Consider the following 24901-nt stretch of genomic DNA (forward strand, 5'->3'; position numbering starts at 1 on the left):
GATATCAGCTTTGATAAGCGGGTAGTTAATAGTTTCTTATGAAGGGAGAGATCATGAAAAAGGTATTTATTCTTGCCTGTGTTGTTCTGCTTGCTGCATGCAGTCAGCAGGAAGAGAAAAAGGCTCCGGCGCTAACGCTTGATAGCGAAGAGTCCAAGCTCGCTTATGCCATTGGTATGGATATCGGCATGTCACTGAAAACAATAGGTACTGATCTGGATCGGGCCGTGATGATTGCCGCAATCAATGATCGACTGGATGGCGCCGACAGCAAATTGAGTCAGGAAGATGCCAACAAGGTGAAACAGGCCTTTTTTGTGAAACAGGCTGAGAAGAAGGCGGCTGAGCAGAAGGCGGCAGCTGAAAAGAACAAGGCAGAGGGCGCCACTTTTCTTGCTGAGCATGCAGGAAAAGAGGGTGTGACTGTAACACCGAGTGGTCTGCACTATCAGGTTATCCTGCAGGGTGAGGGTGCCAAACCTACTCTGAACGATAAAGTTACCGTTCACTACAAAGGTACAACCATTGATGGTGTTGAGTTCGACTCCTCCTACAGCCGTGGTGAGCCGATCACTTTTCCTCTGGCTGGCGTGATTGCCGGTTGGCAGGAGGGCGTTCAGTTGATGAATGTCGGCTCCAAATACAGGCTCGTTCTGCCATCTGAGCTTGCTTATGGTGAGCGTGGTGCCGGAGCCAAAATCGGCCCCAACAGTGTTCTGATCTTTGAGGTTGAGCTGATTGCGATCGTCGATGAGAAGGCTGAGGCAGAGGCTGCGGCCAAGCTTGAAGAGGCTGCCAAAGCGGCACAGGCCGAAGCCAAAAAGTAGGAAGGCATGAATGATGCGTCGTAATAGATTCATCATTTTGTCATAATTCTCAGATAACATTGCTGACCCTTCCCCCGTATGGGGGGAGGGTTATTTTTATGAAATAACCGGAGTCACGCATGACTTTGGCATGAGATAGGAGATCTGAATTGAAAGAGAAGATGTTGAAGTCGTACAAGGCATGGGATGCCCCCACGCGTATTTTCCACTGGGTGAATTTCACGACCGTGCTACTGCTTATCTTTATGGGCCTGATGATGCTGTTTAAAAAGGATATGGGCATCACCAGTCTGGAGGCGAAGATCACGCTGAAAACCATTCATGTGTTGATCGGTTACGTTTTTGTATTGAATCTGGCTGTGCGTATTGGCTGGGGTTTTGTCGGCGGTCGTTACTCCCGCTGGATGAATATCTTTCCCGGTAAGGGATATATCGGTGAGCTGAGCAGTTATCTTGCCAGTATTAAAGCGGGTGAGCCAAAACAGTATGTGGGTCACAATCCGCTGGGTCGTCTGGCTGTAGCGGTGATTATGCTCTCGCTCTCTGTGATGGCTGTGACCGGTCTGGTTCGTGCCGGTACCGATATCTATTACCCGCCGTTTGGTTCAACGTTTGCCGCACAGATCGCCGCCGATGGTGTTGATCCTGCAACGATCAAACCGTATGATAATACAGGTACTGATGCAGCGAAGGCCAAGGCGCTGAGCGCATTCAAAGGCCCGTTCGGCACTGTGCACATCTACACTTCCTACTTCCTGATGTTCCTGATCCTGCTGCATATCTTCGTGGTGGTACGTACCGAGATCAAAGAGGGTGGAGGGCTGGTCTCTGCGATGATCACCGGGCGCAAAGCGCTTACCAAAGAGCCGGAAGATCTCAACGGTTAATCAGAAAGCTGTAAGTGCAATAGAAAGGCCCCGCAAATGCGGGGCCTTTTTTTCATCCTGAAATTTCTGCTGCATCCATGCGGCAGATCCATTCGCCCCATCCCCGACCGAATGGAAATTGTTTTGCCCTTATGTCACTGCTTCAAAGCAGCGTGGGCAGAGCTCATTGTGCACTGCATGCGTTGAATCTGCAGGCGCACTGAAGTTCCAGCAGCGTGGGCACTTCACACCATCCGCAGCTCTGATCGTGATGGCATCACCAGATTCTACTTTGGCGACGATGAACAGCTGTTCCCAGCTCTCACCTACAGCTTCAGCAAATGCGTTATCCAGATTTGGCACTGTCACAGTTGCCGCAATGGATGAACCGACAATCTTATCCTTCTTGGCCTGATCCATTGCCGTGTTGACCTGCTCACGCAGGGCAAAGAAGACTTCCCACGCCTTCTCATCCACCTTTATATCAGCAACCGGATGGAAGCGCTGCAGGTGGATGCTCTTGGCATCAGAGCCGGGCAGGAACTCCCACGCTTCATCAGCGGTGAACGGTACAATCGGAGCAATCAGTCGAATCAGGGTATCGGCCAGATCAAACAGGGTAGCACGCGCAGAGGCACGGCGATTGGAATCCGCCGCATCACAGTAGAGGCGATCCTTGATGATATCGAGGTAGAAGCCGCCCAGATCAACCGAACAGAAGTTATGCACCTCCTGATGGATACGGTGGAACTGGTAGTGCTCATAAGCGTCATGCACCGCATGTTCAACCTGTGAAAGCCTGTGGCTGGCCCACTGATCAAGTGGTGTGCGATCTGCCACTGCAACAGCATCACGAACCGGATCAAAACCATTGAGGTTACTCAGCAGGAAGCGGATGGTGTTGCGAATGCGGCGATAGGCTTCAGCCAGCTGCTTTAAAATCTCATCAGAGATGCGGATATCCGCTGAATAGTCGGCAGATGCGATCCACAGGCGCAGGATATCAGAGCCGAGTTGCTGGATGATCTTCTGCGGTGCTACGACATTGCCTTTGGACTTGGACATCTTGTTGCCGTTTTTATCCACCACAAAACCGTGCGTGAGCACACCTTTAAATGGTGCAACGCCACGGGTACCGACACTCTCCAGCAGTGAGGACTGGAACCAGCCGCGATGCTGATCAGAGCCCTCAAGGTAGAGATCGGCAGGGGTAGAGAGATCGTCACGATGTTCCAGCACGCAGGCGTGCGTACTGCCTGAATCAAACCATACATCGAGAATGTCGGTCTCTTTCTCAAATTCCGAGCCGCCACAATCAGGGCAGGTTGCATCGGCAGGCAGGAATGCATTCACATCCTTGGCAAACCATACATCTGCACCACCGGCTTCTACCTGTTTGGCAATACCTTCAACTACCTCAGCAGTGGTCACTTTATGGGAGCCGCAGGCGCAGCGGATGGCGGTGATCGGTACACCCCAGTTACGTTGACGTGATACACACCAGTCAGGGCGCTGCTCCACCATTGCGCGGATACGGTTTTCACCCCATTCCGGTGTCCATGCTGTCTTTTTAATCTCAGCCAGTGCTTTGTTGCGCAGGTCATTGGCATCCATGGAGATGAACCACTGTGGCGTAGCGCGGAAGATCAGTGGTTTGTGGCAGCGCCAGCAGTGCGGATAGGAGTGGCGAACTTCACTGGTCTCAAGCAGGGCACCACAGTTAAGCAGATGCTCAACCATGATGGCATTGGCCTGATAGACGTGGCGACCGGCAACAACAGGGGTGGCCTCATCAAATATGCCGGTATCACCGACAGGGTTGAAAGCCTTCAGGCCATATTTCATGCCGATCTCGTAATCTTCCTGACCATGGCCCGGTGCGGTGTGCACCGATCCTGTGCCCGCTTCCAGTGTGACATGATCACCCACCAGAATCGGAGCATGCTGATCGAGATAGGGGTGGCGGAAATTGCGTTTGTCCAGCTTCTCACCGCTAAAGGTTGTTACAACCTCACCTTCAGCGCCGATAGCCTGCATTACTCCGGCGCGCAGATCCTCCGCCAGGATGATGGTTTCACCGGCTTTGAGGTTGCGGTTATCTCCGGTAGCGGTGATTTTAACGGCTGAGTATTCGATAGCGGGGCCGACTGAGACAGCCAGATTGGCAGGGATCGTCCACGGCGTGGTGGTCCAGATAACAATAGAGAGATCACCTGTCAGTTCAGGTGCGATATCGCTCAGATCTTCACCGGCAGCAAATTTCACATAGATCGAGTGTGAGGTGTGATCCTCATACTCCACCTCCGCCTCTGCCAGAGCGGTGGCGCAGGAGACACACCAGTGCACAGGTTTGGCGCCCTTATAGAGGCCACCATTGCCGAGGAACTTGCCGATCTCACGAACGGTGTTGGCCTCAAAGTTATAATCCATGGTGACATACGGGTTTTCCCAGTCACCGGTGATACCGAGGCGCTTGAACTCTTCGCGCTGCACATCGATCTGCCCTTTGGCATATTCACGGCACTCGGCTCTGAATTCAGAGTCGGAGATATCCTCTTTTTTGCGTTTCTTCTTTTTGAACTTCTCTTCCACCTTCAGCTCAATGGGCAGACCATGGCAGTCCCAGCCCGGCACGTAAGGGGCATCAAAACCGAGCATGGTACGGGAGCGGGTGACGACATCTTTAAGCACTTTGTTCAGGGCGTGGCCGATATGGATGCTACCATTGGCGTATGGCGGGCCATCATGAAGCACGAATTTCGGGGCATCTTTACGAGCTTCGCGAATCTGCGCGTAGAGATCTTCATCTTCCCATTTTGCGAGGCGTTTAGGCTCACTCTGCGGCAGGTTGCCACGCATGGGAAAGTCTGTTTTCGGCAGGAAAACAGTGGATTTATAATCGAATACTTCTTGCTCAGACACAGTGTTGCTCCATTTTAGACGCAGATGAACGCAGATATTCGCAGATTTAACTTCTGCTCTCTATCTTGCGCCGGATTTCCACCCGTTTCTCTGCGAAGTTAATCAATAGTCCGATTTCAAGGCCTGTTGCCTTGAGATAGTTGACCAGTTGAACTTCATGAACCGGCAGGATATGCGATACTGATTTCAATTCCACTATGATTTTATCATTCACCACCAGATCAGCGAAATATTCACCAACACATTTCCCATGATATGTGACGTGCAAAGGTTTCTGCTGTTCTACTTTTAGTCCAATTCTGGTCAGTTCAATAACCATTGCATTCTCGTAAACTTTTTCCAAAAAGCCTGAACCCAGAGCATTGTGAACCGTGAATGCAGCCTGAATAATCTGTTCAGTCAGCGCTGCATGCTTATATCCATCTGTGTCCATCTGCGTTAATCAGCGTCTAAAATCTGCCTGGCCATATCACAATCTTTGGCGATCTGGGCGGCCAGATCGGCGTGACCGGTGAATTTGCGATCCTCACGAATACGCTGAATAAAGCTGACATTCAGGCACTGGTCATAGAGATCAGGTGAATCATCCAGCAGGTGGGTCTCCAGCAGCAGGGTGCGGCCATTGAAGGTGGGGCGGTAACCAAGATAAGCGGCACCATTCCACTGTTTTGATCTGTCTCTGGTATTGGCACGTACGGCATAGATACCAACCGGAGGGTGTGCCAGATCAGCCACATCAACATTGGCGGTCGGGAAATTCATTTCGCGGCCCCGTTTTTCACCGTGCAGTACTTTACCGGCAATCGAGTAGTCGCGACCAAGCAGTGTTTTAGCCAGTTCAAAATCAGCGGCTTCCACCGCCGAGCGGATACGCGAGCTGGAGACGACTGCCCCCATCATCTCAAAGGCAGCAGCTACCGTAACGTTAAATCCAACCTCATCACCGAGATTGCGCAGATCATCAACATGACCTTCGCGATCATGGCCAAAGGCAAAATCGTAACCGACATGCATATGTTTGAAGGCGAATGTTTCATAGAGGGTGGAAGAGAACTTTTCGGCAGGCCATCCAGCCAGCTCTTTGGTGAACTCCAACAGCAGTACGGCATTCACACCTTCAGCTTCAAGGTAGCCCAGTTTCTCCTGTAGATGACACAGACGGCGCGGTGCCTCTTCAGGATAGAGTACGGCGCGCGGATGCGGTTCAAAGGTGACCACAATCGTTGGCCCGTCGGCATTCATGGCGTGGCCGCGTGTCTCGGCCAGCACCTGCTCATGACCCATGTGCACGCCATCGAAGTTGCCGAGGGTGATGGCACCGCCGCGAATTTCGGAGGCGCGAGCCTCATCCCATGAGTGAAAAATCTGCATGTTCGCAACTATATCGTCAGACAGCGCAATTAAACAGAGAACAGGAATAGGGGGACTCATGCTTGAGTCGGAGGTGATCTGTCGGCACGATACCGCACCATGGATATTGTGACACAGGGATTGGCAGGCGCTGTATTGGCTCAGAGCTTCAGCAAAAAAGGTGAGACACGCATCGCCATGGTGATCGGTTTTCTGGCCGGACTGCTGGCCGATATTGATGCACTGTTCACCCGGTCCGAAGTTGACCCTCTCCTACAACTCGATTTTCATCGGCACTTTACCCACTCGATCTTCTTTATCCCTTTTGGTGGTCTGATCGCTGCCCTGTTGATGTGGCCGATGCTGAAAAAGGTACTGCCTTTCAAACGGCTGCTGATTTTCACAACCGCCGGTTACGGCACATCAGGATTGATCGATGCCTGCACCAGCTACGGCACATCACTGCTTTGGCCACTTACCGATGAACGTATCTCCTGGAATATTATCTCGATCCTTGATCCGCTCTTCTCCATCGCATTGATCACCGCCATCGCCTTTGCCGCAGTCAAACGCACACCGCGCTATGCCGCCTTCGGCCTCTGCTTTGCGATCTCCTACCTGCTGGTCGGTTTCTCCCAGCATGAGCGTGTGGAGGCGATGGCCATGGCACTGGCTGAATCGCGCGGGCATCAGGTGGAGCGTATCGAGATTAAACCAACGATGGGTAATCTGGTGTTGTGGCGATCGATCTATGAGGCCGATGGTTATTTCCACATGGATGCCCTGCGCGCCGGACTACCCGGTGAAGAGAAGTTGTACAGCGGCGAATCGGTAAAACGCTTTGAGCTGACCGACCTGCCGGAAGTGGCAGAAGGTTCAGTGCTGGCAGAAGATATCAAACGCTTTGAGTTTTTCTCAGATGGTTACATCGCTCTGTTTCCCGGAGAGAAACCTTTGATTGGTGATACCCGCTACTCGATGCTGCCAACCTCCACCAAGCCGATCTGGGGCATCGAACTGGATCTGGCTGATCAACAGCGCCATACCCCTTTCAACCAGTTCCACGACTCATCTGATCTGACCCGCCAGACCTTTATCGATATGCTGTTGGGAGATGATATCCGCATCGTAAAAGAGGACGCCAAACCTGAACCGCAGGTAATGGCTGATTCACTCGAAAAGAAAATTTAACCACAGGTTTCTGCAAGTCAAAAGCAGTCACTTTCTCGGATTTAATTAAGTGAAAAACCATAGGTCATGAATTCCGATCTTAAAATACTTGAAGTCGTAAAATAACTGGTTTAATTTCTGCTTATAAATTGTTATTACTTTCAGGGAATAGTATGGCGAAAAAAAGCGAAAATAAGATTGATTCAGTCCTTTCAAAAGAGAGTGATAGTCAGCCAAGCTATTATGTAGGTATCGGCGCCTCGGCAGGCGGGCTGGAAGCAATTGAAGAGTTTTTCAAGCAGGCGCCCGAAGATGCAGGCATGGCCTATGTTGTGATTCAACACCTCTCACCAACCCATAAAAGTATGATGGTGGAGTTGCTCTCCCGTCATACTGAGATGCCGGTGTTGCGCGCAGAAGATGGCATGGATGTTGAGCGTGATACCATTTATCTGATTCCACCCAATAAGACCTTAAGTATTTTTCACGACAAGCTGTTGCTCTCGGAAGTGGATCATTCGCGTGAACTGAATCTTCCGATTGATATCTTCTTCCGCTCTCTGGCAGAGGATCAGGGGGAGAAGGCGATCGCTATTGTGCTCTCCGGTACCGGCAGTGATGGCACACGGGGGCTGCGTAATATCAAGGAGAAGCTGGGTATGGTGATGGTGCAGGAGCCATCCTCCGCGAAATTTGATGGTATGCCGAAGAGTGCGATAGCCACCGGCCTGTGTGATTATATTCTGCCTCCTAATGAGATGCCGGGTCAGCTGATGGAGTATGCCAAGCACCCCTATGCCAGCCGCTCCAAGATATCAGAGACTGTGTTAACCGATGAGGATGGTTTGACGCGTATCTTCTATCAGTTAAGAGAGAAAACAGCTGTTGATTTTACACTCTACAAGCCGAGCACGCTGGTGCGTCGCATTGAGCGTCGCATGCTGGTCAATCAGATGCATGATCTGCCAGATTATGTGCGTTTTCTGGAGTCCAATCAGACCGAAGTGATGACCCTGTATAGGGAGATGCTGATTGGCGTGACAAGCTTCTTTCGCGACTCCAAAGCATATGAGCTACTGGAAAAAACATTCCTGCCTGAGTTGATTCGTAAAAAAGAGGGGCAGGAGCTGCGCATCTGGGTGGCAGGCTGTTCTACCGGCGAAGAGGCCTATTCACTGGCCATGCTCTGCCATGATTGCATTGAACGGTTGGAGATTTCAGTGAAGGTGAAAATCTTTGCCACTGATGTCGATCGCGATGCCATTATCCGGGCCGGTAACGGTGTCTATCCGCAGTCGATCGCTGCCGATGTTCCGGATCGCCTGCTTGCGCGATATTTTTACCGTCATGAAGATAGCTATCATATCATTCGCCAGATTCGTGAAATGGTGGTCTTTGCGCAGCAGAATCTGGTGAAGGATCCGCCATTTACCAATATGGATATGGTCACCTGCCGCAACCTGTTGATCTATCTGCAGCCGATTCTGCAGCGCAAGGCGCTGGAGATGTTTAACTTCTCGCTCAGGCCGGAGGGCATTCTGTTTCTCGGTGCGAGTGAAACCACCGGTGAGATGTTCGAATACTTCGAGTCACTGGATAACAAATGGAAAATCTTCCGCTCTCGCGGCAAGCGTCGCGAACGCTCACTCACCGATGCTGATTCGATGCTGTATCGCAAAACAATAACCAGCATGCCCTATTCGAGCACTCCGCTACCGCGCAGCTATTCGCAAAGATTGCAGGAGGAGGAGCGGATTCTTGATCGGCTGTTGCAGTCGATCACTGGCAGTGCCCTGACCCTGGCACTGGCGGTCAATGAGCAGATGGAGCTGCAGTATGTAGCTGGTGACACGGATGGTTTTTTCAAACTGCCGTCAGGCAAGATTGAAAACAATATCGCCAAGATGGCGGTAAAGGATCTCTCGATTCCGCTCTCTACCGGTATTCAGAAAGCCTTCGCCAAGGGTGAAGAGGTACTCTACTCCAACATCTCCATTGAGCATCGCAACGGCCCTAAAGTGTATGATATGCGGGTAAAACAGCTGGCAAAGAAGAAGGGGCAGGCGCCACTGGTTGGTGTGTTCCTGAATGAGAACAGAAAAATTCCGGTCATAGAAGAGAATGGTGATGCCTCGCATGTTTATGATGTCAGCAAAGAGGCGCAGCAGCGCATCATCGATCTGGAGCAGTCTCTGCAGTTCCATAAAGAGAATCTGCAGGCAACAGTGGAGGAGCTGGAGACCTCCAATGAGGAGTTGCAAGCCACCAATGAGGAGCTGATGGCCAGTAACGAAGAGCTGCAGTCCACCAATGAGGAGCTGCAGTCGGTCAACGAAGAGCTCTATACGGTGAATGCTGAGTATCAGAGCAAGATTGTTGAGCTGACCGAAGCCAACAACGATCTGGAAAACCTCAACGCCAGCACCAATATCGCCACTGTGTTTCTCGATGAGAACTTTGATATTCGTAAGTTTACGCCCGCCTTTTCAACGGTGTATAAGATCATCGAATCGGATGCCGGGCGTCCATTCAGCCACCTGAGCCACTATCTGCACGCTATCGACCCCTATGAGGTGGTGAAGTCTGTGGCCAGAGATGGTGGACCGGTGGAGATGGAGGTGGAGCACGAAAACGGTAACACCTACTTTATGCGCGTACTGCCCTACTATATCGCTCCGGAAGTCTATTCGGGAGTGGTGCTCAGCTTTATTGATGTCAGCCCGCTAAAAGCCGAAAGCCATGAGCGCAGGCTGATCAACGCTGTGCTGAATGGCATGGTCGATGGGCTGGTGGTGTGCGACAGCTCTGGTGTGATCAGGCATGTGAATCCGACGGCATGTAAAATTTTCGGCTATGCGGAGAAGGATCTTCTCGGCCAGAGTGTGAATATACTGATGTTTGAGAAAGAGGCGAATGAGCATGATAAGCATATCGCCAGGCAGATGAGTAGCGGTAAGCACGTGAATGCCTGTGGTCAGGATGTGACTGGCAGACATCAGGATGGCAGCAGCGTTGATCTGCATATCACACTCTCCGAATCCTTTCTGGAGGGTAACAAATACTTTACTGCTGTGATCAGGAGACAGGATTAAAGCATGGAGGGGAAATCTCGAGAGTTTGATGCGCGCTTTTCAAGGCTAAAAGATCAGGCCGAGGAGCTGCTGCGTGAGGATCCGCAGCGGGTTCATGAAATTGATGCGGCGCATGATCTGATTCATGAGCTGCAGGTCTATCAGGCCGAGCTGGAGATTCAGAATGAGGAGTTGCGGGCAAGCCAGCAGGCGCTCGCGGCCTCGCGCGATCGTTTCTCCTACCTCTATCACGAGGCGCCGGTCGGTTATGTCTCTCTGGACCGCGATGGGATAGTGCGTGAAGCCAATGCCAGGATGGCACAGATGCTAAAGGTTCAGCTCTCTGATCTGATTGGCAAGTCGTTGCAGAATTTCATCTATCCCGGTGACCGGGATATCTATTTAGGACGATACCGCGCTTTTTACAATGCACCGGATGGCAAAGAGCTGGAGCTGCGCATGGAGTGCTCGGATAACAAGGTAATGGATGTGCTGATTGAGGGGCGTTCAGCAACATTGAAGCATGAGGATATCTCCTGCGACGTGCTGGTATTGATGGTGATCACCGATATCAGTGAAAGAGTGGCGGCAGAGGCGAACCTTCGTCTGGCCGATAAGGTGATTCAGACGGCTCAGGAGGCGGTGATTGTGACCGACAGCGCTGGCCTGATTATTAGCGTTAACCCCTGTTTTGAGAAGACCACCGGCTATCAGAAGCATGAAGTGATCGGAAAAAATCCGCGCATCCTGCAGTCCGGGCGGCAGGATAGATTTTTTTATGAACAGATGTGGCAGGAGATTGTTCATAAGGGGCAGTGGCAGGGTATTGTCTGGAATCGCAAGAAGAGTGGTGAAGAGTATGCCGAGCGACTCTCGATTAGTTGTATTCGCGATACTCGCCAACATATCACCCATTATGTTGGTGTGTTTACCGACATTACCGAGCAACTCGAGCTCGAGGAGCAGCTCAGGCAATCCCAGAAGATGGAGGCGATCGGAACACTGGTTGGCGGCATCGCGCATGATTTCAACAATATGCTGGCCGGCATCACCGGTAACCTCTATCTGGCCAGAAAAGCCAGTGCAGACAGGCCAGAGGTTGTTTCTAAACTGGATGTGATAGAAAAGCTCAGCCTTGATGCAGCGACCATGATCTCTCAGATGCTGGTGTTTGCTCGCAAGGATCTCGTTCGGCATGACTATCTGGATTTGAATCGCCTTGTGCAGCAGTTCAGTAGTAGCGTGGCTCGGGTAACCATTCCAGAGACCATTCAACTCGATGTCCAGCTGGAAACAGAATCTATGGTGGTATTGGCCGATGCCACGCAAATTCAGCAGGTCATTCTTAACCTGTTAAGTAATGCCCGTGATGCTGTAGCCGCCATCCGACAACCTGAGATCAGCATTGAGTTGGAGCGGTTTATCCCCGATGAGCTGTTCAAGTTACGCAACCAACACTTTTCCGGGATGGAGCTTGTTCGATTAACGGTGCGCGATAATGGCTGTGGAATGGATGAGGAGATACAGAAGCGCGTGTTTGAGCCGTTTTATACCACCAAAGAGGTTGGTGAAGGTACCGGACTTGGGCTCTCCATGGTGTATGGTGCAGTGCAAGGCTTTGACGGGCTGGTTGAGATTGATAGTCAGCCTGATGCTGGCACGGCAATACATATCTATCTGCCACTTCATAAGGCGGAGATTGATGATATAGCCAGTAGTGATGAAGAGGTGCCGAGCCTTGAATCTCGTGGTGAGTTGATTCTTATCGCTGATGATGATGCCATGGTTCGTGAAGTCACCTCAGAAACCCTGAAGAACATGGGTTATCGCGTTATTGAGGCCGAAGATGGCTCCAGGTTGCTGGATCTTTTTATTGAGCATCGAAATGAAGTTGATCTGGTTCTGCTTGATATGGTGATGCCGAAGGTGAGCGGCTGGACGGCTGCTGAGAAGTTGCGCCGATTGCGGCCTGATCTGCCTATTATATTTATGACCGGATATGATCGTGAGCATGTGCTGGATGAACATGGAGAGATGGATAATACACGCGTTCTATCAAAGCCATTTCCGCCCGATCAACTTAATGCTGCAATGCGGTCGCTGTTAACCTAAAGAATAATTTGAATCGAAGGCCGGAAGCGGTGATTCATTACGACTTAAATAGCAGTTGGTTTTTCGGGCCAGGTGCATTCTGCGGCTACGGCGCAGGTGTGGCATTTGGGTTTTCGGGCAGTACAGGTGTAGCGGCCATGCAGGATCAGCCAGTGGTGGGCATGCTGCATAAACTCTTTGGGGATTCTTTTCAGTAGTCCCTTCTCCACATCCAGTGGCGTTTTACCCGGTGCTATGCCGGTGCGGTTGCCGACCCGGAAGATGTGGGTATCCACCGCCATGGTCGGTTCACCGAATAGTACGTTAAGCACCACATTGGCGGTTTTTCTGCCTACGCCCGGCAGTGCTTCCAGCTCCTTGCGGGTGCGAGGAACCTGACCATTGTGCAGCTCAACCAGCATCGCACAGGTCTCCATCAAGTGCTTTGCTTTGCTGTTATAAAGCCCGAGGGTGGCGATATAGGATTTCAGTCCCGCCTCACCAAGATCGAGAATCATCTGCGGCGTATTGGCAACCGGATAGAGTTTGGCGGTGGCTTTGTTGACACCCACATCCGTGGACTGGGCTGAGAGCATCACGGCTGCCAGCAGTTCGAAATCATTGCTGTAGTTAAGTTCGGTGACCGGTTCAGGATCAATGGATTGCAGGTGTTCAAAGAAACGCCGCACATTGGCAGTCGTCATGCGTTTTGCCATGTGAGGGGGACTGTTACTCGTTAACTTCGTTCATGGTCAGATTGACCTGACGATCGATAATCTCACCGGCGGGATTGAGCACCTGTTCAACGAGGAAGAGGGTATCACCGGTGATCTTCTCGATCTTACCGTTGTTTTTACCCATGTAGTTACCGCGACGTACGATATAACCCTTGGCAGTGCCATCCTGCACCATACCTACGCGCTCACCACCCATTGAGAATATGGCAACCAGCTTCAGTGTGGAGAGATCATAATCTTCGAGTTTTTCGCGTTCGCGGTTGGAGAGGCGGGTTTTGCTATTGAGCAGGGCGCTCTGACCACGTGAAGCGACACGCACCAGATAGGAGGCGAAAGGATCACGCAGATTGGCAAAATCGATCTCAGGGGCGGTAACCAGATGCTGCATGGCATCAGGCATCGATCCCTCTTCTGATGTGACAGCATCTTCTGCCGATGCCGTAAAAGCACCTGTTAAACATACCGCCAACAGACCGGCCCAAAACTTCATCGTTATCTCCCTGCTGCCATAAAACAGACGTTTATGCAGATCGTCTGTGAATTAGAGCATTGTTATCAATGTGATGCAAAGCAAATCTGAGGCCAGCCGGATGCACGCTGCCTCTACTTTCTGCCGGAGCTGCCAAAACCGCCGCTACCGCGCTGGGTTTCAGAAAGCTCTGAAACTGCTTCGAAATTAGCCTGCACAAACGGGGCAATGATCATCTGGGCGATGCGGTCGCCACGGCTGACAGTGAATGGTTCTTTGCCGTGGTTGATCAGGATTACACCCACCTCGCCACGGTAGTCGGCATCGATGGTGCCCGGTGTATTGAGCACGGTGATGCCGAATTTCAGGGCAAGACCTGAACGGGGACGAACCTGGGCTTCAAAATTATCAGGCAGGGCCATGGCGAAACCGGTTTTGATCAGTGCTGTCTCTCCGGGTTGAATGATCACATCATCATCAACCGCTGCGCGAAGATCGGCTCCCGCCGCGTGGGTGGTGGCGTAGAAGGGGAGATCAATACCTTCACCATGAGGTAGTCGTTGAATCTGTACTTTCGGGTTGCTCATCACTTTAGCTCCGTAATGTGTTGAATAATCTGTTCGGCAAAGGCCTGTTTGCTGACTGTGTCGATCGTGGTTTCGCTCTGCGGAGTGATCCACCAGCCGCTGGCATTGTGCGATCCCATGTTGTTGACATCGTTAGCAACAATCGCATCGACATTTTTTTGCGACAGTTTGCTCTTTGCATACGCGATATGGTTGGACGATTCAGCGGCAAAGGCGATGACGTGAGACGGGCGCTTCTCCATCTTGGCGATGTGGGCGACGATATCGGGGTTGGCGATCAGTTCGACATGCATGCTGGTTGTGCCGCCGCGTTTCATCTTCTCGGTATACATCTCATGAAAACGGAAATCACTGACGGCGGCTGTGGCGATAAATGTATCGGCACCTCTGGCTGCTTTCAGGCATGCACTGAGCATATCATCTGCAGATTCAACATCGATGCGTTTCACCTGCGGATGAGTATGAGGGGTTCCCGGGCCTGCAATAAGTGTAACCGCTGCTCCCATGGCTGTGGCAGTTGAGGCAAGCTGTGCACCGAGTTTGCCGCTGGCGCGATTGGTCAACACGCGCACGGCATCCCACGCCTCGACAGTCGGTCCGGCATTGATCACCCACTGTTGACCTTTCAGAGCCTGATCTTGCCAGAGCAGCGGTTGCAGTGCCGCGACAATCGCTTCCGGTTCAGAGAGGCGGCCTGTTCCCTGTTCTCCGCAGGCCAGTGTCCCCGCTTCAGGGCCGATAAATGATATGCCGCGCGCTTTGAGTGTTTCAACATTGCGGCAGGTGGCATCGGACTCCCACATCGAGCTGTTCATGGCAGGAGCAAGTAGAATTGGTGCCTCATTGACCTGCATCATGGTGGTCAGCAGGTCATCGGCGATACCATATGCAAGCCGGGCCAGAATATTGGCCGTGGCCGGTGCGATCACTACGGCATCAGCCCAGCGTGCCAGTTGAATGTGGCCCATATTACGCTCAGATGTCAGATCAAAAAGCTCTGTGTGCACCTCATTGCCTGTCAAAGCCTCAAAAGTCAGTGGTGAAACAAACTCGGTTGCCGAGCGGGTCATGATGCAACGCACCTCTGCCCCTGCCTTGATCAGCAGGCGGGCAAGCTCGGCCACGCGGTAGACGGCAATGCCGCCACCGATGCCGATGAGGATGCGTCTGTTCTGTAACATGTTAGCTCTGTGCTTCCTTCAGAGTGTTCAGCACCTCTTCAACATGACCGGCAACCTTCACTTTGCGCCAGACGTTAGTAATCACACCTTCAGGGTTGATGATGAAAGTGGAGCGCTCAATGCCAAGGTACTCTTTGCCGTAGTTCATCTTCATCTGCAGAACATCAAAGGCTTTGCAGAGTGTTTCATCAGGATCAGAGATAAGCGGGAAGTTGAGATCCTGTTTGGTAACGAAGTTCTGGTGTGATTTCACGGAATCACGACTGACACCGACAATGGCTGCATCGGCAGCGGAGAAGTCGGGCAGGGCATCGCGAAACTCACATGACTCGGTGGTGCAACCGGAGGTGCTGTCTTTCGGATAGAAGTAGAGAATGACCCACTTGCCTTTCAGATCAGCCAGCTTAAGTGTGCCTTCAGGCCAAGTCTGCAGCTCGATATCGGCTGGTGCGGCATCGCCGGGATTGATGGTGTATGTGCTCATTTAAAGCTCCTTGGCTGAGGTTGTCAGTCCAAAACTGGATTATCGGATGCGCAAGCATAGGACACGATGCTAGCCTTCGCCACATGGAGATATGTTTATGAGTCAGGTGCTGTTGGTTGAGCCGCGTGGTTTCTGTGCCGGTGTGGATCGCGCTATCGAGATTGTTGAGCGGGCGCTGGAGGTCTACGGCGCACCGGTTTATGTGCGTCATGAGATCGTCCATAACAAATTTGTCGTTGAAGGGTTGAAGGCGAAAGGGGCGGTGTTTATCGCTGAGGTGGATGATGCACCGGATAATTCGCTGCTGATTTTCTCAGCCCATGGTGTGAGTAAGTCGGTGCGTAGCAGTGCCGATGTGCGTGGTCTGCGTGTGATTGATGCTACCTGTCCGCTGGTGACCAAGGTGCATCTTGAGCTGCTGCGCCACTATCAGAATGGTGATCAGGTGATTTTGATCGGCCATGCCGGACATCCTGAAGTAGAGGGCACAATGGGGCAGGCACCAGAGGGTTCTGTGTTGCTGGTTTCACAACCTGAGGATGTCGAGCAGCTTGAAGTTGCAGATGCGGAGAGGGTTGCCTATGTTACCCAAACCACACTTAGTGTTGATGATACGGCCGATGTGATTGCCGCGTTACAAACACGGTTCCCCAATATTCAAAGCCCGAAACGTGAAGATATCTGTTATGCCACCAGCAACCGTCAGGCGGCGGTCAAAGAGCTGGCTGCTAATTCTGATGTGGTGCTGGTGATAGGCTCCAAAAACTCATCCAACTCGAATCGCTTGCGTGAAGTGGCTGAACGTTCGGGTTGCTCCGCCTATCTGATTGATGGTTGTGAAGATATCGAACCTGGCTGGTTCGGTTTTGATGACCGCATAGGTATCTCGGCCGGTGCATCTGCACCGGAAGTGCTGGTTGAGCAGGTGAGTGAGTGGCTGAAGGCACGTGGTTTTGCTGCTCCGCAAGTGCTTAAGGTACGTGAGGAGAATGTTACCTTCAGTCTGCCGACTGAGCTGCGCTGAATTTCTTATTTTGATGGGTTTAGTATTAAAAAGAGGGTAACAATTCAGTGCATACATTCAGAACCACGAATGGCCCTGACCACCTTCTCTGCATAGTGGTACATTCACCTTGTAGACACAAATGAGCACGAATTTAAAGATATTCAACCAGTACGGCCTCTCTTATTCGTGTTGATTTGTGTGCATTCGTGGTTCGATTTTATGTTTTTTGTAACTATTTCAGAAAATTATCGATGTTTTTAGCCTGATCGGCGGCGTTGCCGATGTAGGTGGCAGGTGTCATCTCAATCAGTGACTGCTTGGCATCGGCCGGGATCGCCAGTGTTTCGATAAATTCACGCAGGCGCTCGGGTGTGATGCCTTTACCACGGGTCAGGGCTTTCATCTGCTCGTATGGATTCTCCAGACCATAGCGACGCATGACCGTCTGCACCGCTTCGCCGAGAACCTCCCAGCTGGCATCAAGATCAGCATTGATGCGCTCGGCATTGATCTCCAGTTTGCTGAATCCGCGCATCGCTGAGCTATAGGCGAGAATCGAGTAACCAAAACCGACACCGAGATTGCGTAGTACGGTGGAGTCGGTCAGATCACGCTGCCAGCGTGAGATCGGCAGTTTTTCAGCCAGATGTGCCAGCACCGCATTGGCCAGGCCAAGGTTGCCTTCGGCATTTTCAAAATCGATCGGGTTGACCTTATGTGGCATGGTGGATGAACCGACCTCACCAGCAATCACTTTCTGTTTGAAGTAACCGAGTGAGATGTAGCTCCAGATATCCCGACTGAAATCGATCAGGATGGTGTTGAAGCGGGCCGCACTATTGTTGATCTCAGCAATGTAGTCGTGCGGTTCGATCTGGATGGTGTACGGGTTCCAGCTGATGCCAAGGGATTCAACAAAGTTTTTGGCAATGGCTTCCCAGTTCAGTTCAGGGTAGGCGGCCAGATGGGCGTTGTAGTTGCCGACTGCACCGTTGATTTTGCCCAGTACCTCGGCATTTTCAATCTGTTTAAGCTGGCGGGAGAGGCGGTAGGCGACATTGGCCCACTCTTTTCCCATGGTGGTCGGGCTCGCGGTCTGGCCGTGGGTGCGCGCCAGCAGTGGCTGATCGGCATGGGTTTTGGCACCGGCAGCGATGGCATCAACAATTTTCTGCATCTCAGGGATCAGCACACTCTGGCGTGCTTCATTAAGCATCAGTGCATAAGAGAGGTTATTAATATCTTCAGAGGTGCAGGCAAAATGGAAGAATTCTGAGATCGCTGACAGCTCCGCATTGCTGGCCACCTTCTCCTTGAGAAGATATTCAACCGCTTTTACATCGTGGTTGGTGGTGGCTTCGATCTCTTTCACACGGTTGGCATCGGCTATAGAGAAGTCGGAGACAATGGCATCAAGAAAGGCTTGCGCCTGGGTCGAGAATGCAGGGACTTCGCTGATCTCACTATTGGCGGCCAGCATCTGCAGCCAGCGTACTTCAACAGTCACACGCGCCTTGATCAGACCATATTCACTGAAGATCGGACGCAGTGCCCCGGTTTTGCCGGCATAGCGGCCATCCAGTGGTGATAGGGCGGTAAGAGGTGAAACCTGCATGGGGACTCCAGTGTAACAATAGTCAGTATAGGTGCTGCTCAGCTTTTGCGGGGGCGAAAGATACACATCAATGGCGCTATTTCCAAAGGCATCTTTGTGTCTGGATTGTGAAACATGATGCCGTTTCTTGATTTCGATTAAGGCGGTGGCATTATTCGCCTCCGTTTTGCAGGGGGTAAGACTCGGTCTTACTCCTTTTTTGTGAAACACAGGGCCTGTTAATACTGATTTAGGTGTTGGCGCTGCTGTACCAGATGAGACCAATCAAGGCGCGAAGAATGAACTTTGGTGATTCCAAACGAATTCCGAGCTACGCTGAGTGATCTCATCTGGTGCGCAGCCCGAAGGGATTGTCCATTTTTCCGTCCTGCTGCGTTACTGCATGCTTATGTGCAACAAGCACACTTCGCGTGCAGTGCCTTGCAGGGCCACAAAAATGACCGAATCGCCGCCATCGAAATCAGTGTTAACAGGCCCTTGAGCGAGGATGGCGGAATTGGTAGACGCGCTGGTTTTAGGTACCAGTACCTTTGGTGTGGGGGTTCGAGTCCCCCTCCTCGTACCATTTATTATAGATAGAAGGTGACCCTGCCTTCTACTTGTTCAGTGATAAGTAGCAGGTGAGATCCTGCATATTTGGAGATGGCAATGATTCAGACAGAAGTGAAGTCCCTTGGTAATAATGAGCATGAAGTGCACGTGGTTGTGGCGCAGAGCGAGTTTGATCGCATCTACGCTGAGCAGACCAAAAAGGTGATGCAGAAGGCTAAACTTCCGGGATTTCGTCCGGGCAAAACTCCGAATGGCGTGATTAATAAGCAGTTCGGCCCCCAGATCCGTGAAGATAGCATCTCTGAATTGATTCAGACGCACTTTATCGCTGCCATTGAGTCCTCCGGCCTTACCCCTGCTGTGCAGCCGCAGCTGCAGATTGTACCTGCACCGGAAGAGGGCGGGTTCGCATTCACCATGAAAGTAACCACATGGCCTGAAATTAAGTTGAATGCACTGGACAAGCTGAAGTTCGAGACAACAACCGTTGAAGTGGATGACGCTGACGTCGATCAGGTGGTTACACGTTTGCAGAAGTCTCAGGTGAAGTTTGAGGCAGAGGCAGAGCGTCCTGCAGAGAGTGGTGATCAGCTGCATATCGATTTCGTAGGTTCGATTGATGGCGAAGAGTTTGCAGGTGGCAAGGGTGAGGATGTTCCTCTGGTGCTCGGCGAAGGCCGTTTCATTCCCGGTTTTGAAGAGCAGTTGGCTGGCAAAAAAGCCGGTGATGATGTCATGATTGAAGTGACCTTCCCTGCCGACTATCAGGCCGCTCATCTTGCAGGTAAAGCTGCAAGTTTTGCCACTACCCTCAAAACTGTGGGCAAACCGCTCACCGCTGAGAATGATGATGAGCTGGCGAAAATGCTCGGTTTTGATGATGCGGCAGCCCTGCGTGAAGATGCCCGCACCCGTCTGACTGAAGAGGCCAAAGAGGCTTCTCATCAGGTTACCCGTGAGGCGGCACTTGATGCGCTGCTTGATGCCAATGCGATTGAGTTGCCTGAGGCGCTGATTGAGCAGGATGTAAAAGAGACCGCAGTGCGCGTGGGTCAGAATATGAAACAGCAGGGTCTGGAAGTTACCCCTGAAATGTTTAAAGACGAAGCGTTCAACGCTGAGATTCGTATCCGCTCTGAGCGTGGTTTGAAACTCTCCGTACTGCTTCAGGAAGTTCGCGAAGTCGGTGGTTTGACGCTTGATGATGCAGAGGTTGATGCTGAAATTGATCGCCAGTCTGCCCAGTATCCAGAGGCGCAGCGCGGCCAGTTTAAAGAGTGGATCAAATCGCAGCAGGATCAGATGGCTTCCATGCGTGATGCACTGCTGGAGCGTCGTTGTGTTGATTATATTGTTTCCCAGGCCAAGACAAAATCTGTGACCAAACCACTCTCTGTCTGGCAGGCTGAACAGGAACGCTAATTCTCCGGGCACCCTGCTCCTGAAAGGGAGAGGGTCTCTTTTTTTATCATAGTGGACGGCTTTGCGAGCCTTTGGCAAGCTGCGTGCTATGACTTTTGCCTGCGTATACTTTATGCTGAGCCGCAAAACTATTGATCGATTGTGATAAAGGAGAGTTTATGAATCTGGTTCCGGTTGTTGTGGAGCAAACTGCACGTGGAGAGCGTTCCTACGACATCTTCTCCCGTCTGTTGAAAGAGCGTATCATTTTCCTTAATGGTCAGGTTGATGATCATATGGCCAATCTGATTATTGCACAGCTGCTATTTCTTGAGTCTGAAGGGCCGGATAAAGATATCTTTATCTATATCAATAGCCCCGGCGGACTGGTGACTGCCGGACTGGCTATTTACGATACCATGAACTATCTCCGCTGCGATGTATCAACACTCTGCGTGGGTCAGGCCGCCAGTATGGGTGCGCATCTGCTCTCAGCAGGCACCAAGGGGAAACGTTTCGCACTGCCCAATGCCCGCATTATGATCCACCAGCCACTGGGTGGTTTCCAGGGTCAGGCGACCGATATTGAAATTCATGCACGTGAAATCCTTAAACTTAAAGATCGTTTGAATGAGATGATGGCCGAGCATACCGGTCAGCCGCTGGAGAAGATCACCGATGATGTGGAGCGGGATTATTTCCTCACCGCACAGGAAGCGGAGAGTTACGGTTTGATTGATAAGGTGCTCACTTCCCGAGCGGAAATAGTGACTGGAGGTCCTGATGGCGACACAGAGTAACGGCGGAGATAACACGCTATACTGTTCGTTTTGTGGAAAATCGCAGCACGATGTAAAGAAGTTGATTGCCGGCCCTACCGTTTTCATCTGTGATGAGTGTATTGAGCTATGCAATGAGATCATCGTTGAAGAGCTTTCCGGTGAGCCGAAAGAGGGCAAAGAAGAGGGTGGTCTGCCAAAACCTCTGGAGATTAAAAACTTTCTTGATGAGTATGTGATTGGTCAGGAGGCCTCCAAGCGCCTGCTATCGGTTGCGGTCTATAACCACTATAAACGCATTGCCCACAATGAGACCTCTGATGTGGAAATTTCTAAATCCAATGTGCTGCTGCTGGGGCCGACCGGTTGTGGTAAAACACTGCTGGCACAGACACTGGCGCGTGTGTTTGATGTGCCGTTTGTGATGGCTGATGCTACAACACTGACCGAAGCCGGTTATGTCGGTGAAGATGTTGAAAATATTATTCTTAAGCTGTTGCAGGCTGCTGATTACGATGTCGAAAAGGCGCAGCGTGGCATCATCTATATTGATGAGATCGATAAACTTTCCCGTAAGTCTGAAGGGCCATCAATCACACGTGATGTCTCCGGTGAAGGTGTGCAGCAGGCGCTACTCAAGCTGATTGAGGGTACCGTTGCGGCAGTTCCGCCACAGGGTGGTCGCAAACATCCACAGCAGGAGTTCATGCAGGTTGATACGACCAATATCCTGTTTATTCTCGGCGGCGCATTTGCCGGCCTGGAAAAACTGATTGAAGTGAAAGGTAAACCCCGCTCCATCGGTTTTGGTGCTGAGGTGGTTGCTGATAGCGAGAAAGATATCGGTGTGATTTTAAGTCAGGTGGAGCCTGAAGATCTGATCAAGTTCGGTCTGATTCCTGAGTTGGTAGGGCGTCTTCCTGCCGTGGCAACATTGGGCTTGCTGGATAAAGATGCGCTTCTGCGTATCTTGACTGAGCCAAAAAATGCGCTGGTAAAACAGTATGCTGCACTGATGAAATATGATGATGTGGATCTTTCGTTTACGGATGACGCACTCGAAGCGATTGCCGAAAAGGCCATTTTACGTAAAACAGGTGCACGTGGCCTGCGCGCCATCATGGAGTCGGTGATGCTGGATGTGATGTATGATATTCCGAGCATGACCAATGTTGAGAAGTGTGTGGTCAACCGCGAAGCTGTTGAAAACAAAAGTAAACCGGTACTGATGCTCAAAGGAGATCAGGATGATCAGGTGGCAGAGGCCGCGTCCTGATCTTATTACTACGATTGATTATGGTTTTCATTCCCTGTGGCTTGCCGCAGGGTTTGTGTTTCTGGCTTAAGGAGTAACAGGTGGCTGAATTTTCCAAAGAGAAGCAAGCTGAGGTGACGCAGGAGGTAGAAGATATCCTGCCGGTACTGCCGCTCAGAGATATTGTGGTCTTCCCGCACATGATCGTGCCGCTTTTTGTCGGGCGCGAAAAATCGGTTAAGGCACTGGAAGATGTGATGGGTAGCGGCAAGAGGATTGTGCTGCTGGCTCAGAAGGATGCCCAGCACGACGATCCCGGTATCGATGATCTCTATCAGATCGCCACGATCGGTAATATTCTGCAGCTGTTGAAACTGCCTGATGGCACAATCAAGGTGCTGGTTGAAGGTGGCGAACGCATCTGCATTGATGAGATGTTCGTTGAGGGTGATTTTCTGCGTGCCCGTTTCTCTCCTATGCAGGAGATCAGTGATGATGAGCAGGAGCTCGATGCTGTTGCCCGCTCGCTGATTAATAAATTTGAATCCTATGTGAAGCTGAACAAGAAGTTGCCTCCTGAGGTGATGGTCTCTGTATCTGCCGTGGATGAGGTGGATAAACTTGCCGATACCATTGCAGCACACCTGAATCTGAAGATTGAAGAGAAGCAGGAGCTGCTTGAGCTGCGCAGTGTGATCGGTCGTCTTGAGCGTCTGTATGGTCATATGGAAGATGAGATGGAGCTGCTGCAGGTGGATAAACGCATCCGTGGCCGCGTTAAGCGTCAGATGGAGAAGAGCCAGCGCGAGTATTACCTCTCTGAGCAGATGAAAGCGATCCAGAAAGAGCTCGGGGATGAAGATGGCGAGAGCGACCTGCTCAAGCTGGAAGAGAAGATCCAGAAGCTGGGCCTGAGCAAGGAAGCCAAAGAGAAGGCCGAAGCTGAGTTTAAGCGACTGAAAATGATGCCTGCGATGAGCGCGGAAGCAACCGTGGTACGCAACTATCTCGACTGGTTGATTGATATTCCGTGGAAGAAGCGTTCCCGTGTCAATAAAGATATCACTGCTGCCGAGAAGATACTGGAAGATGACCATTACGGTCTTGAGAAGGTGAAGGAACGCATTCTCGAGCATCTGGCAGTGCTGCATCTGGTACGTAAGATGAAAGGGCCGATCCTCTGCTTTGTAGGCCCTCCGGGCGTGGGTAAAACCTCACTGGCCAGATCCATTGCGCGAGCAACCAAACGTGAATATGTACGTATGAGTCTGGGCGGCGTGCGCGATGAAGCCGAGATCAGGGGGCATCGCCGTACCTATATCGGCTCGATGCCGGGCAAGGTGATTCAGTCGATGAAGAAGGCGGGCACGAAAAACCCGCTCTTCCTGCTCGATGAGATCGACAAGCTGGGCGCTGATTTCCGCGGTGACCCATCCTCCGCACTGCTTGAGGTGCTTGACCCCGAGCAGAACCATAGTTTTAACGATCACTATCTGGAGGTTGATTACGATCTCTCAGATGTGATGTTTATTACCACGGCCAATAGTTACAATATTCCCGGGCCACTGCTTGATCGTATGGAGATTATCTCCATCTCAGGTTACACCGAACATGAGAAGCTTGAGATCGGACGTCGCTATCTGCTTGAGAAGCAGCTCAAGAATCATGGGCTGGATGAGAGTCAGTTGGTGATTGAAGATGATGTGCTGACTGAGATTATCCGTTACTACACACGTGAAGCCGGTGTGCGCGGTCTCTCCCGTGAACTGGCCAAGCTCTGCCGCAAGGTAGCACGTAAGTATGTGCAGTCGGCAGGAAAAGAGCCTATTCGTGTGGCAGCAAGTGATGTTGAGGATTTCCTTGGCGTGCGAAAGCACCGCTTTGGTCTGGCTGAAGAGCTGGATCAGATTGGTGTGGTAACCGGTCTTGCCTGGACAGAGGTAGGTGGCGAGCTGCTGCAGATCGAAACCGCACTGATGCCTGGTAAGGGCAAACTTACAGTGACAGGTCAGCTGGGTGATGTGATGCAGGAGTCGATTCAGGCAGCACTGACCTACGTGCGCTCACGTGCTTCTGAGCTGGGTCTGAAGCCTGATTTCCATCAGAAGGTGGATATCCATGTGCATGTGCCTGAAGGTGCTATCCCTAAGGATGGGCCATCGGCTGGCCTTGCTATGGCAACCTCGATTGTTTCAGCTTTGACAGGCATCCCTGTCAGACGTAATGTCTGCATGACCGGAGAGATCACCCTGCGAGGTAAGGCACTACCAATCGGTGGTTTGAAGGAGAAACTTCTGGCTGCCCACCGCGGTGGTTTGACTGAAGCAATCATCCCTGAAGAGAATGAAAAAGACCTGAAAGATATTCATAAGGATATTTTGCAGGGATTGAGCATTCATATAGTGCCAAACATGGATAAAGTGCTAGAACACGCCTTGACTCGCTTGCCTGCAGGTATGAGTATGTCCGGGAATTTTGTGCCGGGGAGCGTTGGCGATATCTATCTGGATGACAGCTCAACGGTGGCGCATTGAAAAT

The 24901-nt window shown here is 51.5% G+C and carries 19 protein-coding genes and 1 tRNA gene; 11 read left to right on the forward strand and 9 right to left on the reverse strand.

The annotated features are described in order from the left end of the window. The first annotated feature begins 53 nt into the window (after positions 1–53). A complete protein-coding gene (locus tag F3F96_RS01880) occupies positions 54–827 on the forward strand; it encodes an FKBP-type peptidyl-prolyl cis-trans isomerase (RefSeq protein ID WP_176961548.1) in 774 nt (257 codons plus the stop codon). Between the two features lie 149 nt (positions 828–976). Then, the gene (locus F3F96_RS01885) at positions 977–1714 is read left to right on the forward strand and encodes a cytochrome b/b6 domain-containing protein (RefSeq protein WP_206675242.1); all 738 of its coding nucleotides are present in this window, start codon (positions 977–979) and stop codon (positions 1712–1714) included. Positions 1715–1843: 129 nt separating this feature from the next. On the opposite strand, the gene ileS is transcribed toward F3F96_RS01885, so the two are convergent. From ileS to F3F96_RS01900, 3 genes are read right to left on the reverse strand one after another with little or no spacing between them, the layout of a single operon-like run. Continuing rightward, entirely contained in the window at positions 1844–4615 is a 2772-nt protein-coding gene (gene ileS / locus F3F96_RS01890; protein ID WP_176961549.1) for an isoleucine--tRNA ligase, read from the reverse strand. A gap of 46 nt (positions 4616–4661) precedes the next feature. Next, the gene (locus F3F96_RS01895) at positions 4662–5048 is read right to left on the reverse strand and encodes a GxxExxY protein (RefSeq protein ID WP_176961550.1); all 387 of its coding nucleotides are present in this window, start codon (positions 5046–5048) and stop codon (positions 4662–4664) included. A 5-nt stretch (positions 5049–5053) separates the two neighbouring features. Then, on the reverse strand, positions 5054–5986 hold the full coding sequence (locus F3F96_RS01900) for a bifunctional riboflavin kinase/FAD synthetase (RefSeq protein WP_176961551.1): 933 nt from the start codon (positions 5984–5986) through the stop codon (positions 5054–5056). A gap of 99 nt (positions 5987–6085) precedes the next feature. Here F3F96_RS01900 and F3F96_RS01905 point away from each other — a divergent pair, with 99 nt between their 5' ends. The 3 genes from F3F96_RS01905 to F3F96_RS01915 all read left to right on the forward strand — a co-directional run bounded on the left by F3F96_RS01905 (position 6086) and on the right by F3F96_RS01915 (position 12318). Beyond that, entirely contained in the window at positions 6086–7156 is a 1071-nt protein-coding gene (locus F3F96_RS01905) for a metal-dependent hydrolase (protein WP_176961552.1), read from the forward strand. Between the two features lie 152 nt (positions 7157–7308). Further along, positions 7309–10227, forward strand: a complete 2919-nt coding sequence (locus F3F96_RS01910; RefSeq protein ID WP_176961553.1) for a chemotaxis protein CheB — start codon at positions 7309–7311, stop codon at positions 10225–10227. Positions 10228–10230: 3 nt separating this feature from the next. Next, positions 10231–12318 carry a PAS domain-containing sensor histidine kinase gene (locus F3F96_RS01915; RefSeq protein WP_176961554.1) on the forward strand — a complete coding sequence of 696 codons (2088 nt, stop codon included), beginning with the start codon at positions 10231–10233 and terminating at the stop codon, positions 12316–12318. A gap of 44 nt (positions 12319–12362) precedes the next feature. Here F3F96_RS01915 and nth read toward each other — a convergent pair whose 3' ends face one another. The 5 genes from nth to F3F96_RS01940 all read right to left on the reverse strand — a co-directional run bounded on the left by nth (position 12363) and on the right by F3F96_RS01940 (position 15755). Further along, on the reverse strand, positions 12363–13001 hold the full coding sequence (gene nth, locus F3F96_RS01920) for an endonuclease III (RefSeq protein WP_176961733.1): 639 nt from the start codon (positions 12999–13001) through the stop codon (positions 12363–12365). A gap of 25 nt (positions 13002–13026) precedes the next feature. Then, a complete protein-coding gene (locus tag F3F96_RS01925; protein WP_241697590.1) occupies positions 13027–13524 on the reverse strand; it encodes a pilus assembly protein PilP in 498 nt (165 codons plus the stop codon). A 113-nt stretch (positions 13525–13637) separates the two neighbouring features. Further along, positions 13638–14090, reverse strand: coding sequence for a dUTP diphosphatase (dut, locus tag F3F96_RS01930; RefSeq protein ID WP_176961555.1), 453 nt, complete (start codon positions 14088–14090; stop codon positions 13638–13640). Beyond that, the gene (gene coaBC, locus F3F96_RS01935) at positions 14090–15271 is read right to left on the reverse strand and encodes a bifunctional phosphopantothenoylcysteine decarboxylase/phosphopantothenate--cysteine ligase CoaBC (protein ID WP_176961556.1); all 1182 of its coding nucleotides are present in this window, start codon (positions 15269–15271) and stop codon (positions 14090–14092) included. Before coaBC ends, dut begins: the two co-directional genes overlap by 1 nt. A gap of 1 nt (position 15272) precedes the next feature. Continuing rightward, the gene (locus F3F96_RS01940; RefSeq protein WP_176961557.1) at positions 15273–15755 is read right to left on the reverse strand and encodes a peroxiredoxin; all 483 of its coding nucleotides are present in this window, start codon (positions 15753–15755) and stop codon (positions 15273–15275) included. Positions 15756–15852: 97 nt separating this feature from the next. Here F3F96_RS01940 and ispH point away from each other — a divergent pair, with 97 nt between their 5' ends. After that, the gene (gene ispH / locus F3F96_RS01945) at positions 15853–16779 is read left to right on the forward strand and encodes a 4-hydroxy-3-methylbut-2-enyl diphosphate reductase (protein WP_176961558.1); all 927 of its coding nucleotides are present in this window, start codon (positions 15853–15855) and stop codon (positions 16777–16779) included. A 214-nt stretch (positions 16780–16993) separates the two neighbouring features. On the opposite strand, the gene purB is transcribed toward ispH, so the two are convergent. After that, positions 16994–18376, reverse strand: a complete 1383-nt coding sequence (gene purB / locus F3F96_RS01950; protein ID WP_176961559.1) for an adenylosuccinate lyase — start codon at positions 18374–18376, stop codon at positions 16994–16996. A 481-nt stretch (positions 18377–18857) separates the two neighbouring features. Here purB and F3F96_RS01955 point away from each other — a divergent pair. The 5 genes from F3F96_RS01955 to lon all read left to right on the forward strand — a co-directional run bounded on the left by F3F96_RS01955 (position 18858) and on the right by lon (position 24897). Beyond that, a tRNA-Leu gene (locus tag F3F96_RS01955) sits at positions 18858–18941 on the forward strand. 83 nt (positions 18942–19024) lie between these two features. Next, positions 19025–20350, forward strand: coding sequence for a trigger factor (gene tig, locus F3F96_RS01960; RefSeq protein WP_176961560.1), 1326 nt, complete (start codon positions 19025–19027; stop codon positions 20348–20350). Between the two features lie 158 nt (positions 20351–20508). Next, a complete protein-coding gene (gene clpP, locus F3F96_RS01965; protein ID WP_176961561.1) occupies positions 20509–21129 on the forward strand; it encodes an ATP-dependent Clp endopeptidase proteolytic subunit ClpP in 621 nt (206 codons plus the stop codon). After that, positions 21113–22384 carry an ATP-dependent Clp protease ATP-binding subunit ClpX gene (gene clpX, locus F3F96_RS01970; RefSeq protein ID WP_176961562.1) on the forward strand — a complete coding sequence of 424 codons (1272 nt, stop codon included), beginning with the start codon at positions 21113–21115 and terminating at the stop codon, positions 22382–22384. Before clpP ends, clpX begins: the two co-directional genes overlap by 17 nt. Positions 22385–22464: 80 nt before the next feature. Then, positions 22465–24897: an endopeptidase La gene (gene lon / locus F3F96_RS01975; protein WP_176961563.1), complete on the forward strand. Its 2433-nt coding sequence runs from the start codon at positions 22465–22467 to the stop codon at positions 24895–24897. The last annotated feature ends 4 nt before the right edge of the window (positions 24898–24901 follow it).

Origin of the sequence: Mariprofundus sp. NF, assembly GCF_013387455.1 — a bacterium.
Taxonomy (GTDB): Bacteria; Pseudomonadota; Zetaproteobacteria; order Mariprofundales; family Mariprofundaceae; genus Mariprofundus.